This window comes from Duganella sp. OV510, from assembly GCF_900100205.1.
Classification (GTDB): Bacteria; Pseudomonadota; Gammaproteobacteria; order Burkholderiales; family Burkholderiaceae_D; genus Rugamonas.
The window spans coordinates 194,735-210,202 of sequence record NZ_FNEQ01000005.1 but is presented as its reverse complement, the minus strand read 5'-3'; the positions used below and the strand labels follow the sequence as shown (position 1 = coordinate 210,202).

Sequence of the window (15,468 nt, the reverse complement as noted above, 5' to 3'; positions counted from 1 at the left end):
CGGACATTAACGGTATCTTAAGCGGGCGGCAGCGCAAGCGTCACGCCCAGGCCGCAGCCATCGAGTCCGGCGTCAAACGTCAACAGCATGCCGTGCAGGTCAGCGACACGCTTGACGATGGACAGGCCCAGCCCGCTGCCGCTGGCGTCCTGGCCCAGCACGCGAAAGAAGCGTTCCGTCAGCCGCTGCATGCTGGCTGCGTCCACGCCGGGGCCGTTGTCGCGCACCGCGATGCACACGCGCCCTTCATGCCAGCCCGCCACAAGCTCGATGCGGCTGCCATCGGGGCAGTAGCGCAGGGCGTTTTCCAGCAGGTTGCGCAGTGCGATGTCCAGCATGGCAGGGTGGGCCATGACCTGCGCTTGCGCCGGCGTCAGTGTATCGCGCACGCCAAGCATGATGCTGCGCTGATCCGCTTCGGTGGCGTGGGTGGCACGCAGCCGTTCCAGTAGCGGTGCCAGCGCCACTGGTTCGCGCGCCAGTTGCTCATGGGATAGCGGGTCCAGCCGCGCCAGCGTCAGCAGGCTGTCGACCAGCGCCGTGCTGCGGCCGATATCCTGGCGCAGCTTGTGGAACGGCGCCGCCAGATCGGGATGTTGGCGCTGCAATAGTTGTACGTGCATATGCAGGCCGGCCAGCGGCGTGCGCAATTCGTGGGCGGCATCAGCGGTGAAGCGGCGCTCGGCTTGCAGCGCGTGATCCAGCCGGCCCAGCACGCCGTTCAGCGCCTGCACCATGGGTTTCAGCTCGTTCGGCTGGCCGGCGGTCGGCACCTGCGTCAAATCGTCGGGCGTTTTGGCGGCGATGGCGGCGGCGGTCTGGCGTAGCGGCTTCAGCACGCGGCCGGTCAGCACCCAGCAGACCAGGGCCAGCAGCACCAGCATGCCGGTGACGGGCAGCCACAGGTGTTCGGCCAGTTCTTCCAGGATGTCCAGCCGTTTCTTGTATTGCTGGCCGACCTGTACTTCGACATTGCGCTGCGCGTTGCGCACCACGAACACACGCCAGTGGCGCTGGTCGACTTCAGCATCGGCAAAGCCGTCATGCTTGCCGAAACCGGCAACGAAGGGCAGGGCTGGCGCGCCGCCGGTGCGCTGGATGACGCGTCCATCAAGCACGATCTGATATTGCATGTCGACCTTGCGTGTGTGTCCATCCGGCCGCAATTCGGCCAGCAGGCCGCGGTCGTCCCAGTCAGTGGTGGCAGCCATGATCATGTAGCCGGATTCTTCCAGCGCGTCGTCGAACACCTCAGTGGTTTCGTGCCAGGCAATGACGGTCACAATGCCCAGGCTGGCCAGCCATAGCACGCTGCTGGCAGCAATGATGGCAGCCAGCAGGCGCCGGCGCAGCGACCAGGCGCCGGTTTCAGTGCGCATCGTGTTTCAGGCGATAGCCGAGGCCGCGCACGGTGACGATGTGATCGGCGCCCAGTTTCTTGCGCAGGTTGTGGATGTAGACTTCGATGGCGTTGCTTTCCACCTCATCGCCCCAGCCATACAGCGCTTCCTCGATCTGTGCGCGGCTGACGATGCTGTTCTTGCGCAGCAGCAGCGCGTACAGCACGTGGTATTCGCGTGCAGTCAGCGTCAGCGGCACGCCGTCGAGCGTAGCCTGGCGCGTGTCGGGATCGAGGGCGATGCCGGCATGTGTCAGGTGTTTGCCGGGCTGGCTGGCGCCACGCCGGACCGCCGCGCGGATGCGGGCGGACATTTCCTCCAGCTCGAAGGGCTTGACCAGATAGTCGTCGGCGCCCAGATCCAGTCCCTCGACACGGTCGGCCAGGGCGTTGAAGGCGGTAATCAGGATGACCGGCACCGGATTGCCGGCGGCACGCAACTGGGCCAGCAGGGCGTCGCCGGACAGGCCGGGCAAGCCGCGATCGAGCAGCAGGCAATCATAGTGGTGCGTCATCAGCGCGGTGTGGGCGGAATCGCCGCGCCGCACCCAGTCGACCGCGTGCTGGTCCAGCTTAAGCCAGGACAGGATGGTGTCGCCGAGGGAGGCGTCGTCTTCGACCAGTAGGATGCGCATGCCGCCAGTGTGCCTGAAAAACATGAATGCAATCTTAAGCCAGACATCTTACAATAGTTGCCATGTTTCATTAATGAGGTAAATGATGGCAATTTTAGGTATTGCTCACATCCTGATAGCGATTTTCTTTGCCGTGCATGCGATCCGCAGCGGGCAGCAGCTGTACTGGGTAGTGATTCTGTTTATGTTTCCAGCGCTGGGTAGCGCCGTGTATTTCTTCGCGATTTATCTGCCGAACTCCAAGCTGGATCACGGCGCGCGCAAGGTGGTGAAGGCAGCCGCCAAGTCGCTCGATCCGGGCCGTGAGCTGCGCGAAGCGCGCCAGGCCTACGAGTTCACGCCAACCGCGCAGAACCAGATGCGCTTGGCCAGCGCCTTGCTGGCGGCTGGCGACGCCGAGGAAGCGGCCAACACCTACGAAGCCTGCCTGCAAGGGCCGTTCTCAGGTGACCTGGAAATCCGCTTCGGGGCGGCGCAGGCGGCGCTGGCTTGCGGACGGGCGGCAGCAGCGGTGGCGCATTTGCAGACGATACGCGGCAAGGACGAGAGATTCCGCTCGGAGCAGGTGTTGTTATTGCTGGCACAGGCGCTGGCGGCGGCCGGTCGCCAGGATGAGGCGCGCGCCGCGTTTGAGGAGGTGCTGAGCCGCCACAACAGCTTTGCCGTGCAGGCTGAGTTTGCCATCTGGGCGGCCGGCGTGGGCGATAGCGACAAGGCTAATCAGCTGTACGCGGAACTGCAGCGCACCATGGACCGCTGGGCCAGCCATACACGCGAGCTGAACCAGCCGCTGATCCGCCGCCTGAATACGGCGATGTCGTCGCTTAAGCGTTGATGATCGCGCCGCCGAGCTCGTGGCGGGTGATGACGCCATCGCTGTCGATGGCGATCCAGCCGCCGCGTGGCGGCGTGGCGTCCGGTTCCCAGTCCGGCAGCACATAGCGCAGCTTGTCGCCGATGCGGTGCAGCGCGGGGCGGTGCGTGTGGCCGTGGATCATCACCTGGGTGCCGGTTTGCGCAAACACCTCTTCAACCGCCTCCGGCGTCACATCCATGATCTCGTAGGATTTGCCGCCTTGTTCCTTGCGGCTGTCGGCGCGCAGGCCGGCGATGATGGCCTTGCGCTGCGCCAGCGGCATGGCGGTGAATTGATGCTGCCAGGCCGGCTGTCGCACCATGGCGCGGAATTCCATGTATTTGGTGTCTTGGGTGCACTGGGCGTCGCCGTGCAGCACCACCACCTTCTGGCCGGCGATGTCGGCCACCCAGGTCTCGGGTAGTAAAGTCAGGTTGGCGGCTTCCGCAAAGCGGGCACCGACCAGGAAATCGCGGTTGCCGGCGATCCAGTAGAGCGTGACGCCGGCGTCGCTCAGGGCGCGCAGGGCGGTCACGATCTGCTCGTGAAATGGATCGGCGATGTCATCATCGCCGGCCCAGTACTCGAACAGGTCGCCGAGCAGGTACAGTTGCTGCGCGTGCCGCGCATGCCGCTCCAGGAAGTCGAAAAACGCTGCCGTGGTGGCGGGATGCGCAGGCTGCAAATGCAGATCGGAAATGAACAGCGCGCAGACTTCAGACATCGCTCAGGCTGCCAGTTCGATGCTTTCGATAACCACGTCTTCCGCTGGCACGTCGGCAAACATGCCGCTGCGGGTGGTTTTTACTTTGCCGATGGCGTCGACGACTTCGGTGCCTTCAACCACTTTGCCGAACACGGCATAGCCCCAGCCGTCCTGGCCTGGGTAGTCCAGGAAGGCGTTGTTCTTCACGTTGATGAAGAACTGTGCCGAAGCCGAGTGTGGCGCCGAGGTGCGGGCCATAGCCAACGTGTAGGTGTCGTTCTTCAGGCCGTTCTTGGCTTCGTTTTCCACGGTGTTGTCGGCTGGCTTTTGCTTCATGCCTGGCTCGAAACCGCCGCCCTGGATCATGAAACCGTCGATCACGCGGTGGAAGATGGTGTTGTTGTAGTGGCCGGCTTCCAGGTAAGCCAGGAAGTTGGCAACGGTCTTGGGCGCTTTTTCCGCGTCCAGTTCGGCGGTCATGGAGCCCAGGTTGGTCTTGATGATTACTTTGGTCATTTTGGTATCCTGAATGATTAAATGAAAACGGCAAGGCCGCTATTTTACTGTTTTGGCTGGATTGGTGTCTTAAGTATCGTCGCGGACTTCACGGTGACCGGGATGACCGGGAGGTTCTGGAACATGCCCTTGTCGTCCACCAGCACCGCCTTGATCTTGTCGACCGTCTCCTGGCCCTTGATGACTTTGCCAAACACTGCATAGCCGCCGGTGCCATCCGGGCCCGGCGCGTCCAGCCCCGGATTGTCCTCGACATTGATAAACCACTGCGAGGTGGCCGAATTCGGCTCGCCCATGCGCGCCATGGCCAGCGAGTATTTCACATTGGTCAGGCCGTTGTTCGACTCCAGCGGAACCGGCTTGTTGGTCGGTTTGCCCTTGAGTTTCTCGTCATAGCCGCCACCCTGGATCATGAAGCCGTCAATCACGCGGTGGAAAATGGTGTTCTTGTAGAAGCCTGATTTGACGTAGGCGAGGAAGTTGTCGACTGATTTAGGCGCCTTGTCGCGGTCCAGTTCCAGGACGATATCGCCCATCGTGGTTTTCAGCTCGACCTGGGGGGCGGGCGCTGCGAATACCGCGCCGGACAGGGCCAGGCCGGCGAGGGCGGTCATCAGTTTTTGGTGCATCGGGCTTCCTCTGGTTGTTAGATAGGCAAAATCCCGTTACGGATGAGGCCTATGCTGTTTTTATCAATGCTATACTTGTCCCATTCTACCCCTTAGAAGGTAGAAACAAGAACATTCCCGAGGTTCCCCCAGGCACACGATGATCATGGTGCGCGCGGTTTTACAAGTGCGCCGGCCGTCGCATTGCCTGTGGCCTCCAGCAAAACGCAAGAGTCCGATGAGCAATTTAAAGATTTACAACACGCTGGCGCGTGACAAGCAGACCTTCGTACCGATCGAGCCGGGCAAAGTCCGCATGTATGTCTGCGGCATGACCATCTACGATTACTGTCACATCGGCCACGCCCGTATGATGATGGCCTTCGATGTCATGTACCGCTGGCTGATGGCCTCCGGCTACGAGGTGACCTACGCCCGCAACATCACCGATATCGACGACAAGATCATCAAGCGCGCGGTGGAAAATGGCGAGACCATCACCCAGCTGACCACCCGTTTCACGCAGTACATGGACGAAGACACCAGCGCGCTCGGCATCCTGCCGCCAACGCTGGTGCCGCGCGCCACGCAATACGTGCCGCAGATGCTGGCGCTGATCGAACAGCTGGAAGCCAAGGATCTGGCCTACAAGAGCGAGGACGGCGACGTCAACTACGCGGTGCGCAACTTCCCGCAATACGGCCGCCTGTCGGGCAAGTCGCTGGACGACCTGCGCGCCGGCGAGCGCGTCGACGTCAACACCGGCAAGCGCGATCCGCTTGACTTCGTGCTGTGGAAAGCCTCCAAGGAATCCGAGCCGGAAGAAGTAAAGTGGGATTCCAAGTGGGGCAAGGGACGTCCGGGCTGGCACATCGAGTGCTCGGCCATGTGCTCGGCGCTGCTGGGCGAATATTTCGACATCCACGGCGGCGGCGCCGACCTGCAATTCCCGCACCACGAGAACGAAATCGCGCAGTCGGAAGGCGCGTTCGGCCACCAGATGGTCAACTACTGGGTGCATAACGGCTTTGTGCGCGTGGATAACGAGAAAATGTCCAAATCGCTGGGCAACTTCTTCACCATCCGCGACGTGCTGAAGAAGTATGACGCCGAGGTGATCCGCTTCTTCATCCTGCGCGCCCACTACCGCAGCCCGCTGAACTACTCGGACGCCCACCTGGACGACGCCCGTGGCGCGCTGACCCGTTTGTACACCGCGCTGGACGGCGTCGAAGGCGACGGCCAGCCGCTCGACTGGAACGAAGAACATGCCGCCCGCTTCGCCGAAGCGATGAACGACGACTTCAACACGCCGCTGGCGGTGGCCGCGCTGTTCGACCTGGTGACTGAGCTGAACAAGTCGAAGTCGCCGCTGCTGGCGCGTCAGCTGAAGGAACTGGCTGGCGTGATCGGCCTGTTGCAGCGCACGCCGCAGCAGTTCCGCCAGGCGGCGGTGGGCGGCGCTGGCGGCGACGATGCCGCCATCGAAGCGGCCATCGTGCAGCGCGCGGAAGCCAAGAAAGCCCGCAATTTCGCTGAATCCGACAAGATCCGCGCCGAGCTGCTGGCCCAGGGCATCATCCTCGAAGACAAGCCTGACGGCACCACCAACTGGCGCCGCGCATAATATGGTCACCGCCAAGGATAACGAGGACGGTGGCGTGCCGTCATACTGGGAGGAAGCCAAGCTTGAGCTGATGAAGCGGGACCGCATCATGAACAAGCTCATCCCCCAGTTTGGCGACCTGCATCTGCGCGGCCATCATGATCCGTTCACCACCTTGGCGCGTTCCATCGTCGGCCAGCAGGTGACCGCCAAGGTGGCGGATGCCGCCTGGAAAAAACTGCTGGGCATCAGCCCGAAATGCACGCCGGCGCAGATCATCAAGGCCGGTGCCGAGCAGCTGGCCGCCTGCGGCCTGTCCAAGCGCAAGACCGAATACATCCTTGATCTGGCCGATCACTTCAAGAACAAGCGCGTCCACACGGCCCAGTGGGATCAGATGGACGACGAGGCGGTGATCGCCGAGCTGACGCAGATCCGCGGCATCGGCCGCTGGACAGCGGAGATGTTTCTGATATTTAATCTGCTGCGTCCCAATGTTTTGCCGCTGGATGACCCCGGTTTAATCCAGGGCATCAGCCAGAATTATTTCTCCGGTGAACCGGTTTCGCGCAGCGATGCGCGCGAGGTTTCCGCCAACTGGGAACCTTACCGAACGGTAGCGACCTGGTATTTATGGCGTAGCCTGGACCCGGTTGCTGTAGAATAGATACTCTAATCGCTGTGCGAGGGCTTTTTGCGTGTGTACGCCAGCCCCACAGTTGAGAATAAACACGGAGGTACAATGACCAAAACGACTTTCCTCAATTTTGAGCAACCGATTGCTGAACTCGACGGCAAGATCGAAGAATTGCGCTTCGTCCAGGACGATTCCGCAGTCGACATCTCTGAGGAGATCGACCGTCTGGCCAAAAAAAGCCAGCAACTGACCAAGGATATCTACGCCAAGCTGACGCCATGGCAGGTCTCGCAGATCGCGCGTCACCCACAACGTCCCTACACGATGGACTATGTGAACGAAATCTTCACCGACTTCCACGAACTGCACGGCGACCGCACCTATGCGGACGACCAGTCGATCGTCGGCGGTCTGGCGCGTTTCAATGGCCAGGCATGCATGGTCATCGGCCACCAGAAGGGTCGCGACACCAAAGAGCGCGCGATGCGCAACTTCGGCATGCCGAAGCCGGAAGGCTATCGCAAGGCGATGCGCCTGATGAAGCTGGCCGAAAAATTCGGCATCCCGGTGTTTACCTTTGTTGACACGCCGGGCGCCTTCCCTGGCATCGACGCGGAAGAGCGCGGCCAGTCGGAAGCGATCGGCCACAACCTGTACGTGATGGCGGAACTGAAAGTGCCGCTGATCGCCACCATCATCGGCGAAGGCGGCTCCGGCGGCGCGCTGGCGATTGCCGTGGCCGACCAGGTGCTGATGCTGCAATACGCGACCTACTCGGTGATCTCGCCGGAAGGCTGTGCGTCGATTCTGTGGAAGACCTCGGAGCGCGCCGCCGATGCGGCGGAAGCGCTGGGCCTGACGGCACACCGCCTGAAAGCCATCGGCCTGATCGACAAGATCATCACCGAACCGCTTGGTGGCGCGCACCGCGATCCGAAACAGATGGCCACCATGCTGAAACGTGCACTGGCCGACTCGCTGCGCCAGTTCCACGGCATGAAGACCAAAGACCTGCTGGAATCCCGTCACGAGAAGCTGATGAGCTACGGCAAGTTCAAAGAAACCACGCCGCAGGAATAATTTTCCGCGCGACGTCACACCAACCGGGGGCTTGTGCCCCCGGTTTGCATTTGGAGCAAACATTGAAGCAGCAGAAGCCCACCCTCACGTCCACCTTTGAACAAGCCGTCCGCGCTGCCGCAGGCGAGGGCGCCCAGCCCCGTATCGCCATTGCCCTGAGCGGCGGCCTGGACTCCTCGGCCCTGCTGCACCTGGCCCACGCCTACGCGCAACGCCACGACCTGACGCTGTGCGCCTTCCACATCCACCACGGCCTCAGCCCCAACGCCGACGCCTGGCTGGCCCACTGCGAACAACAATGCGCCGACTTGAACATCTCGTTCGAAGCCCGCCGCATCCAGCTGCAAGAGCAAAAGAAAACCGGTACCGAAGCGGCCGCCCGCAAAGCCCGCTATGCTGCCCTCGGTGCGCTGTGCCAGGAACACCATGTGCAATTGCTGCTGACCGCCCATCACCAGGACGATCAGGCTGAAACCGTGCTGCTGCAACTGCTGCGCGGCTCCGGCCCGGCCGGCCTGTCCGGCATGGACGCCGCCAACACCGCCGCCGGCCTGCTGCAAAATGAAAATCTCGTCATGGCCCGGCCGCTGCTGCAAGCCTCGCGCAAGCAGCTTGAAGCCTACGCCGCCGAGCACAATATCCGCCACATCCACGACGAATCCAACGACGATCCGCGCTACGCCCGCAACGCGCTGCGCCACACCGTCATGCCGGCGCTGGAACAGCACTTTCCCGGCTTCCAGGAGCGCTTCGCCCGCAGCGCACACCATGCGCAATCAGCCACGCGTCTGCTGGCTGAACTGGCCGAGCAGGATCTGGCCGCGACACGCGATGGCGACTATCTCGACATCAGCAAGCTGCGCGCGCTGAGCCAGGACCGCGCCTACAACCTGCTGCGCCACTGGTTCGCCACGCGCGGCGTCAGCATGCCCAGCACCGCGTGGCTGGCCGAAATGCTGACGCAACTGCTGGAAGCCAAACACGACGCCCAATTGCTGGTCACACACCCTGACTGCCACGTGCGCCGCTACCGCGACCGGCTGCATCTGACGCCCAAGCTGGACGACCTTGACGGCATGCGCGAAGACCAGTTCGACGACAAGCCCGGCACCGATTTCCGCTGGAACGGCGAAGCCGCGCTGGCTTTCCCGGCCTACGGCGGCGTGTTGCATTTCGAGCCAGCCGAGCAGGGCTTCGATCCCGACTGGCTGCGCACGCAGAACCTGTTGATCGAATTCCGCCGTGGCGGCGAAAAGCTCAAGCTGGCGCCGAACCGTTCGACACGTCCTGTCAAATACCATTATCAGGCGCTGAATATCCCGGCGTGGGAGCGCGGCCGGCTGCCAGTGGTGAAGCGTCCCGGCCAGTTGCTGTTCGCCGCCGGCATCGGCATGGATTGTCATCACGTCAGCAATGGCAGCGGCCGAATCAGGCTGCGCTGGCAAGCTGTATAGACATTGAACGGCTTTCTGCCAAATTTTGTATGTAGATATGCCTATTCGGTATGAGTTTATGAGCTTTGTGACTTGTTATTTTGCACTGCGACATGTAGAGTTAAGGGTTCCATTTACCTTTATTTGAGCGGAAAACTCACTGTTATGGCTTTAATCGTGCACAAATACGGCGGTACGTCGATGGGTTCGACGGACCGTATCAAGAACGTCGCGCGGCGTGTCGCCAAGTGGCATGACGCCGGACACCGGATTGTGGTGGTACCGTCGGCCATGTCGGGCGAGACCAACCGCCTGATCGCCCTGGCCAAGGAAATTCAACAGCAGCCGGACCCACGCGAGCTGGACATGATCGCCTCGACCGGCGAACAGGTCTCGGTGGGCCTGCTGTCGATGGCGCTGCTGGCGATCGGCAAGAAAGCCGTGTCCTACGCCGGCTGGCAAGTCGCGATTAAAACCGATTCCGCATTCACCAAAGCCCGCATCCAGTCGATCGACGACGAAAAAGTCAACCGTGACCTCGACGACGGCAAGATTGTCATCATCACCGGCTTCCAGGGCGTGGACGAGGGCGGCAACATCTCGACGCTGGGTCGTGGCGGTTCGGACACTTCCGCCGTGGCGATTGCCGCCGCGATGAAGGCCGACGAATGCCTGATCTTCACCGACGTTGACGGCGTCTACACCACCGACCCGCGCGTGGTGTCGGAAGCGCGTCGCCTGAAGGCGATCACGTTTGAAGAAATGCTGGAACTGGCGTCGCTGGGTTCCAAAGTGCTGCAGACCCGCTCGGTCGAATTCGCCGGTAACTACCGCGTGCCGACCCGCGTGCTGTCGTCGCTGACCGACCCGATGCTGGACCTGGAAGTGGAGGCCAACTCGGGCACCCTGATTTCGTTTGAGGAAGATAAAAACATGGAACAAGCAGTCATCTCCGGTATCGCCTTTAACCGCGATGAAGCCAAAATCACCGTGCTGGGCGTGCCGGACCGTCCGGGCGTGGCCTACCACATCCTGGGCCCGGTGGCGGACGCCAACATCGAAGTCGACATGATCATCCAGAACCAGTCGGTCGACGGCAAAACCGACTTCACCTTCACCGTGCCGCGCAACGATTTCCAGCGCGCGCTGGACGTGCTGAACGGCTCGAAAGACCAGCTGGGCGCGGCCAGCATCGAAGGTGACGCCAAGGTATCGAAAATCTCGGTGGTCGGCGTCGGCATGCGTTCGCACGTCGGTGTAGCGTCGAAGATGTTCCGCACGCTGTCGGAAGAGGGCATCAACATCAAGATGATCTCGACCTCGGAAATCAAGATTTCGGTGCTGATCGACGAGAAATACATGGAACTGGCCGTGCGCGCGCTGCACAAGGCGTTCGAACTGGAAAAGGCTTAAATTTTTTCCAAAAAACCGCCGAGTTGCCTTGACCAAACGGGTCACGGTCTATACTATGGCGGTCGTCTGCTTCGCGGCAGACATAGTTGAGCAATCGACTAGGAGACGTGGCCGAGTGGCCGAAGGCACATCCCTGCTAAGGATGCATACGGCTTATACCTGTATCGTGGGTTCGAATCCCACCGTCTCCGCCATAACACCTAAAACCCGCTTCGGCGGGTTTTTTCATTTCGGCCTTCTCATAGGGGAAATGCGCCTTTGCATTGTCCAGCGACGTCTGCCGTTGTCCAGCCTAACCCACCCCCTTTGGGCGGGTAGGCGGGGCGGACTCCACGGACGCGCTTGGGCGCCTGGTGCCGGTTTTTCGTCCGTCGCCCCTGCACGATACCGCTTTGCATCAAGATCAATGCCCGCCAGCGGCGCTAGAATGGCCACCAAGCGGCATTGTGGAGGGAGGTATGCCAGCCATCAACCGGCTCAGCGCGCTGAGCGTACTACACCGATGGGTATGGTCTGCTGCTGCAGGTTCCCGCCACCGGGACGAAGAGCTGGATTTCACCTTGACCAAACGTATTTCACCCCTTACCATATTGCCGGTCTACCCATTCCACTCGTGGGAGATAGTTGAGCAATCGACTTGGAAACGTGGCCGAGTGGCCGAAGGCACTTCCCTGCTAAGGAAGCATACGGGCAAAACCTGTATCGTGGGTTCGAATCCCACCGTTTCCGCCACAACACTAAAACCCGCACTTAAGCGGGTTTTTTTGTTTGCGATATCTATTGATGGTTTAAATCGCGATTGACGCCGAACCTTCTAGAAGGTAGGCTTAGGCCATGAACAAACCCTCCAGCACCGTCGAACACATCTTCAACTGCACCCGCAACCTGATTGTCAGCGGAGGGTACAACGGTTTTAGCTATGCCGACATCTCGGAGGTGGTTGGCATCCGAAAGGCCAGCATTCACCACCATTTCCCAAGCAAAGTGGACCTGGTGCAAATGCTGCTCGTTCGCTATCGAGCAGACGCGCAGAATGGGATGCGCAATCTGGAACATATCAATCCCGCGCCGATGGATCAACTGCGGGCATACGTCGGATACTGGAAGACATGCATCGCCGACGGCAGTGCGCCATTCTGCATCTGCGCTTTGCTGGCCAGCGAATTACCGATTCTGCCGGAAGCGGTGGCGCTGGAAGTACGTGCGTATTTCCGCCTCCTGTCGCAGTGGCTGACATCGGTCCTGGCTGGCGGCCAGCACCAAGGCGTGGTCGCATTGCGTCATGCGCCAGCATTGGAAGCCGAGGCGCTGATGGCGACGGTGCACGGCGCGATGCTGTCGGCACGCGCCCATGGGGATGCAACAATCTTCGGCATGATTGTCGACTCGTATCTGGAAGGTATTTCGGTGCGCGCGTAGCCTGACTGTCGTGCGTTTTTTTTAGATATAACATCTACCTACTAATCGGTAGTCAAATCAAGGAGCCACTATGGCCCGCAATCCCGTACATCCCGTTGCCGCGATCGACGCGGTACAAACCGCAAGAGTGGGTGGCCGTGGCGCTGCCTATTTTTTCCAGCTTGAGCAATGGATGATGTATTCACAGATGTACGCCGTGGAAAGGCTAAAAAAGGAACAAGCAGCCACAGCGCCACCGTTTCAACTGCCGCAGGCTGAGTCAGGCAGCCGCTGAGCGTCCGCGAGACGCGCGTGTTTTCCCGACAGTTCCACCAAGCTCCCCTGCCACGCTAGACTTGGCAGCAGATCAACAACCCGATGAAGGTCTGCCGCCAAGATACTGCGCAATGCCGATGTACATCGCAACTTCGCCGAGCGCCGGGGCGCGCAAATTTCCTAGCTGGACAACCGCTGCGATCAGGCATAGCAACAGGAAAGCGAAGATGCATAGCCAGCGCAGCCGGCTGGTTTGGTTTTCCATCCACGTGGTAAAGCGTGTTTCGACAGGTTCCGACTTGAATGGTCGCAGCCGCTGCAAATGCTTCAGGATGTCATTGAGTTGTTCTTGCATGGATGGATGTTTCTTTGGGCGTTGTTGGGCGACTCTATACTTTAATACATATCCAAACCTGAACGCTTTGCAATTTTTTGAGGTCGTCTTTGCCTGTCGCTACGCGGTTGGGAGGCTTCCTTTTCAGTGCCGCGCATTCGTCCCTGAACCCCGCAGCCACATAGAGTGCGGTCGCTTCTTATTGCAGACCGGCCCGGGAGGGAGAACGGACATGACGCAACGTTTATGCATGGTGCTGGCCTTGCTGTGCTGGGGGGGGCTTTGCCGACGGCCTGCGCCAGGCCAGGGTGGCACCCGTGCGGCCGCAGCCACGCGGCCATGCCGGCCTGATAGGCGACGACAAAGCAGGTAACGCCGCCCTGCGTTGACGCTGCCGGCGGCGGAGCGCTTGATCGCCGCGCGCGCTCGCGGCGGCGCGTACAAACTAGCGGAAATGGCGAACTTGGAGAATCTGACCTTGTACGAGGCGCTGCAGCGCCTGTCGAAGCCGAGAAATGGGTGAATACGCTGCGGCAACGCGCCGAACTGTATGCGCTGGCCAGGGCCGGGTGCTGCCCTTTTTCATTGATGCCGGAAGAGAAGGTGCGCCGCCTCATGCCTTGCAGCGTTGAGCAAACAGGTAGTCACAACCGCCGATTGAATCCGCAGCTGACTGCTGGCAGTAAATCTCTATATCGCAGAAAGAGCCGAAATATCGCCTGTACGCCAAACGTTGTCGACCGTGTTACGCGTGATAACCCAGCCATCCCCCTTCCTTGCAAGCTCGACATCGTAACGGTTCTTCATTAGATAGTTGCGAGTATGATCGTCTTGTGAGACATGCTGGGCTTCTACAAGGGCATCCAAACGTGCCGTGTCGCCGTCGATAGTGACACGCGGGTTCGTCACAGAGTGCGTAGTATCCAGTTTCGCGAGGGAGCTTGTAAGTGCAGCAACGATGTTATCCTTGCCCTCAATGACCGGATATTCAAACCCGGCTTTGGCCGCAGCCGGGCGAAAGTCCGATACGGCGTTTTCTGCAAGAGCGGACGACAGCAGACTTTTGTCGCGGAGATCGATGCCAGCAGCAAAGCGATAAAGGGCATCGATGACTGCAAGTTTGTCTGCGGCCGCGTTGGTCAGAGATGGTGACGTGTTCATAAGTGTTTCCTTGGTGTTCCGGAGGCTTGCAAGGTGAAGCCATCCCCGGTATTAGCGCTCTTGCAAGCGCAATTTAGTGTGTTCTGTTCTCGTTTCCAGATCTGCCTCGATGTGTTCAATAAGACCGTCAGCGCTAATCTTGATCCACAGAGACCCGACCTCGTGGCCAAAGTCGCCAGTGAAATCGACGCGAGCGATTGCTGCAAAATCGTCTAGCTGCTTGAGCGACAGAAGCTTGCTCGCGGTTTTATAGCCTACGAAGAACTGCTTGAGATAGAGGCGAATCCCATCGGTGCCGACGAAGGCGTCCCCAACCGAAATGTCTTCGATGACTGCATCGGACTTAAAGAGGAGCAACGCGCCTTCGACGTCGAAGGCATTAACGGTTTGTATGAATGTATCAACGAGCTTCTCCATGGTCGCTACTCAGACATCGACAATGGTGGTGTCAGCGATTGTCTCGGCAAAGCCATTCCCGAACAACATCGCAGGGGTTTGGAAACCTGGACGAACCTCGCCGGCGAGAACTCGTCGGCCTGCCTCTGCAGCGGCAGTCGCCGTGAACGTGTAACCATTGACCGTATCGAGTACCGACCGCACGACATCGCCGTCGAAACTGGTGACCTCGGCAACGGCCTGATACCGATTGACCGACCGTTCCTGCTCACTCGGTCCATCTGGAAGCGCCGAGAAATCACCTTGTGGAAATCCGCTACCTGTCAGGTGTACGAACGCCTCGATATCAGGAACGTTTGTCGCGCGCCAGATCGTGATGAGATCGGGAAGCGTCACCTGAAAGCAGTCGACGGCCCCCCTGCCAAAGTCAAGCTTCCGGCTCGTCCCGGCAGTTCGGGCAACGAGCGTGCCGTCGGCGCGCGCCAAGGTTTCTGCGGTGACGCTTGCCATGGCGCTGACGGCCGAGCCCCGCGACAGTCCACCCGAGACATGTATTGCCACCCTGATGCTTAAGGGGTTGTTCGTTCTCGCAACGGTGTGTCCTGCAAGGCAACCAAGCATCGCAACGCTGCCTCCGCTGCCGGGCAGAAGCATCACGCCTGCAGCCCTGGCCTCGACGTCAAGCACTTCGGCCAGGCGATAGCCGTCAAGTTCTGCGGCAACGTCGAGATAATGCACGCCATTGCGAATGCCGGCTCTCATCAGGACCTCGGCGGTCCTGATGAATGGCCCCGCGCAGTTGAGGAGGGCATCGACGCCGTGCAGCGATCGGTCAATCACAGCAACGTCATCAAGCGGGAAGACCCGATATTCGACATCAAGACTTGCGGCAAGCGATACGAGCGCCGCCTCATTGCGTCCCGCGAGGATAAGCGGCGTGCCGGCTGCCGAGGCGCGTTGCGCCGCCATGCGACCGGTGTAGCCTGTCGCACCGTAAATCATCAGTTTTTTCAT

General features: G+C 60.5%; 17 protein-coding genes and 2 tRNA genes. 10 read left to right on the top strand and 9 right to left on the bottom strand.

Annotation, left to right across the window (positions count from 1 at the left end; all coding sequences use genetic code 11):
• Window positions 1-17 precede the first annotated feature (17 nt).
• A complete protein-coding gene (locus BLS51_RS15390; protein ID WP_090184161.1) occupies window positions 18-1,379 on the bottom strand; it encodes an ATP-binding protein in 1,362 nt (453 codons plus the stop codon).
• Window positions 1,369-2,034, bottom strand: a complete 666-nt coding sequence (locus BLS51_RS15385) for a response regulator transcription factor (RefSeq protein WP_090184681.1) — start codon at window positions 2,032-2,034, stop codon at window positions 1,369-1,371. Before BLS51_RS15385 ends, BLS51_RS15390 begins: the two co-directional genes overlap by 11 nt.
• A gap of 82 nt (window positions 2,035-2,116) precedes the next feature.
• Here BLS51_RS15385 and BLS51_RS15380 point away from each other — a divergent pair, with 82 nt between their 5' ends.
• Complete coding sequence (locus tag BLS51_RS15380) at window positions 2,117-2,869, top strand: tetratricopeptide repeat protein (RefSeq protein ID WP_229207589.1); 753 nt, start codon at window positions 2,117-2,119, stop codon at window positions 2,867-2,869.
• Here BLS51_RS15380 and BLS51_RS15375 read toward each other — a convergent pair.
• From BLS51_RS15375 to BLS51_RS15365, 3 genes are read right to left on the bottom strand one after another with little or no spacing between them, the layout of a single operon-like run.
• Entirely contained in the window at window positions 2,859-3,614 is a 756-nt protein-coding gene (locus tag BLS51_RS15375; RefSeq protein WP_090184164.1) for a UDP-2,3-diacylglucosamine diphosphatase, read from the bottom strand. The genes BLS51_RS15380 and BLS51_RS15375 overlap by 11 nt on opposite strands.
• 3 nt (window positions 3,615-3,617) lie before the next feature.
• On the bottom strand, window positions 3,618-4,112 hold the full coding sequence (locus tag BLS51_RS15370) for a peptidylprolyl isomerase (protein ID WP_090184167.1): 495 nt from the start codon (window positions 4,110-4,112) through the stop codon (window positions 3,618-3,620).
• 44 nt (window positions 4,113-4,156) lie between these two features.
• Window positions 4,157-4,741 carry a peptidylprolyl isomerase gene (locus tag BLS51_RS15365; protein ID WP_090184171.1) on the bottom strand — a complete coding sequence of 195 codons (585 nt, stop codon included), beginning with the start codon at window positions 4,739-4,741 and terminating at the stop codon, window positions 4,157-4,159.
• A gap of 217 nt (window positions 4,742-4,958) precedes the next feature.
• Here BLS51_RS15365 and cysS point away from each other — a divergent pair, with 217 nt between their 5' ends.
• From cysS to BLS51_RS15320, 9 genes are all read left to right on the top strand, one after another.
• Entirely contained in the window at window positions 4,959-6,347 is a 1,389-nt protein-coding gene (gene cysS / locus BLS51_RS15360) for a cysteine--tRNA ligase (protein WP_090184176.1), read from the top strand.
• A 1-nt stretch (window position 6,348) separates the two neighbouring features.
• A complete protein-coding gene (locus BLS51_RS15355) occupies window positions 6,349-6,993 on the top strand; it encodes a DNA-3-methyladenine glycosylase family protein (RefSeq protein WP_090184180.1) in 645 nt (214 codons plus the stop codon).
• Between the two features lie 75 nt (window positions 6,994-7,068).
• A complete protein-coding gene (locus BLS51_RS15350) occupies window positions 7,069-8,043 on the top strand; it encodes an acetyl-CoA carboxylase carboxyltransferase subunit alpha (RefSeq protein ID WP_090184183.1) in 975 nt (324 codons plus the stop codon).
• A 62-nt stretch (window positions 8,044-8,105) separates the two neighbouring features.
• Entirely contained in the window at window positions 8,106-9,497 is a 1,392-nt protein-coding gene (gene tilS, locus BLS51_RS15345; RefSeq protein ID WP_090184186.1) for a tRNA lysidine(34) synthetase TilS, read from the top strand.
• A gap of 144 nt (window positions 9,498-9,641) precedes the next feature.
• Window positions 9,642-10,889: an aspartate kinase gene (locus BLS51_RS15340; protein WP_090184189.1), complete on the top strand. Its 1,248-nt coding sequence runs from the start codon at window positions 9,642-9,644 to the stop codon at window positions 10,887-10,889.
• Between the two features lie 101 nt (window positions 10,890-10,990).
• Window positions 10,991-11,083 (top strand) — tRNA-Ser (locus BLS51_RS15335).
• A 445-nt stretch (window positions 11,084-11,528) separates the two neighbouring features.
• Window positions 11,529-11,621 (top strand) — tRNA-Ser (locus BLS51_RS15330).
• A gap of 102 nt (window positions 11,622-11,723) precedes the next feature.
• Window positions 11,724-12,308: a TetR/AcrR family transcriptional regulator gene (locus tag BLS51_RS15325; protein WP_090184192.1), complete on the top strand. Its 585-nt coding sequence runs from the start codon at window positions 11,724-11,726 to the stop codon at window positions 12,306-12,308.
• Between the two features lie 70 nt (window positions 12,309-12,378).
• Complete coding sequence (locus BLS51_RS15320) at window positions 12,379-12,582, top strand: hypothetical protein (RefSeq protein ID WP_090184195.1); 204 nt, start codon at window positions 12,379-12,381, stop codon at window positions 12,580-12,582.
• Window positions 12,583-12,654: 72 nt separating this feature from the next.
• Here BLS51_RS15320 and BLS51_RS15315 read toward each other — a convergent pair whose 3' ends face one another.
• The 4 genes from BLS51_RS15315 to BLS51_RS15300 all read right to left on the bottom strand — a co-directional run bounded on the left by BLS51_RS15315 (window position 12,655) and on the right by BLS51_RS15300 (window position 15,468).
• Complete coding sequence (locus tag BLS51_RS15315) at window positions 12,655-12,918, bottom strand: hypothetical protein (RefSeq protein WP_090184198.1); 264 nt, start codon at window positions 12,916-12,918, stop codon at window positions 12,655-12,657.
• A gap of 669 nt (window positions 12,919-13,587) precedes the next feature.
• Window positions 13,588-14,058: a nuclear transport factor 2 family protein gene (locus tag BLS51_RS15310; RefSeq protein ID WP_090184202.1), complete on the bottom strand. Its 471-nt coding sequence runs from the start codon at window positions 14,056-14,058 to the stop codon at window positions 13,588-13,590.
• A 51-nt stretch (window positions 14,059-14,109) separates the two neighbouring features.
• Window positions 14,110-14,475 carry a hypothetical protein gene (locus BLS51_RS15305; RefSeq protein ID WP_090184205.1) on the bottom strand — a complete coding sequence of 122 codons (366 nt, stop codon included), beginning with the start codon at window positions 14,473-14,475 and terminating at the stop codon, window positions 14,110-14,112.
• A gap of 9 nt (window positions 14,476-14,484) precedes the next feature.
• A complete protein-coding gene (locus BLS51_RS15300; RefSeq protein WP_090184208.1) occupies window positions 14,485-15,468 on the bottom strand; it encodes a saccharopine dehydrogenase NADP-binding domain-containing protein in 984 nt (327 codons plus the stop codon).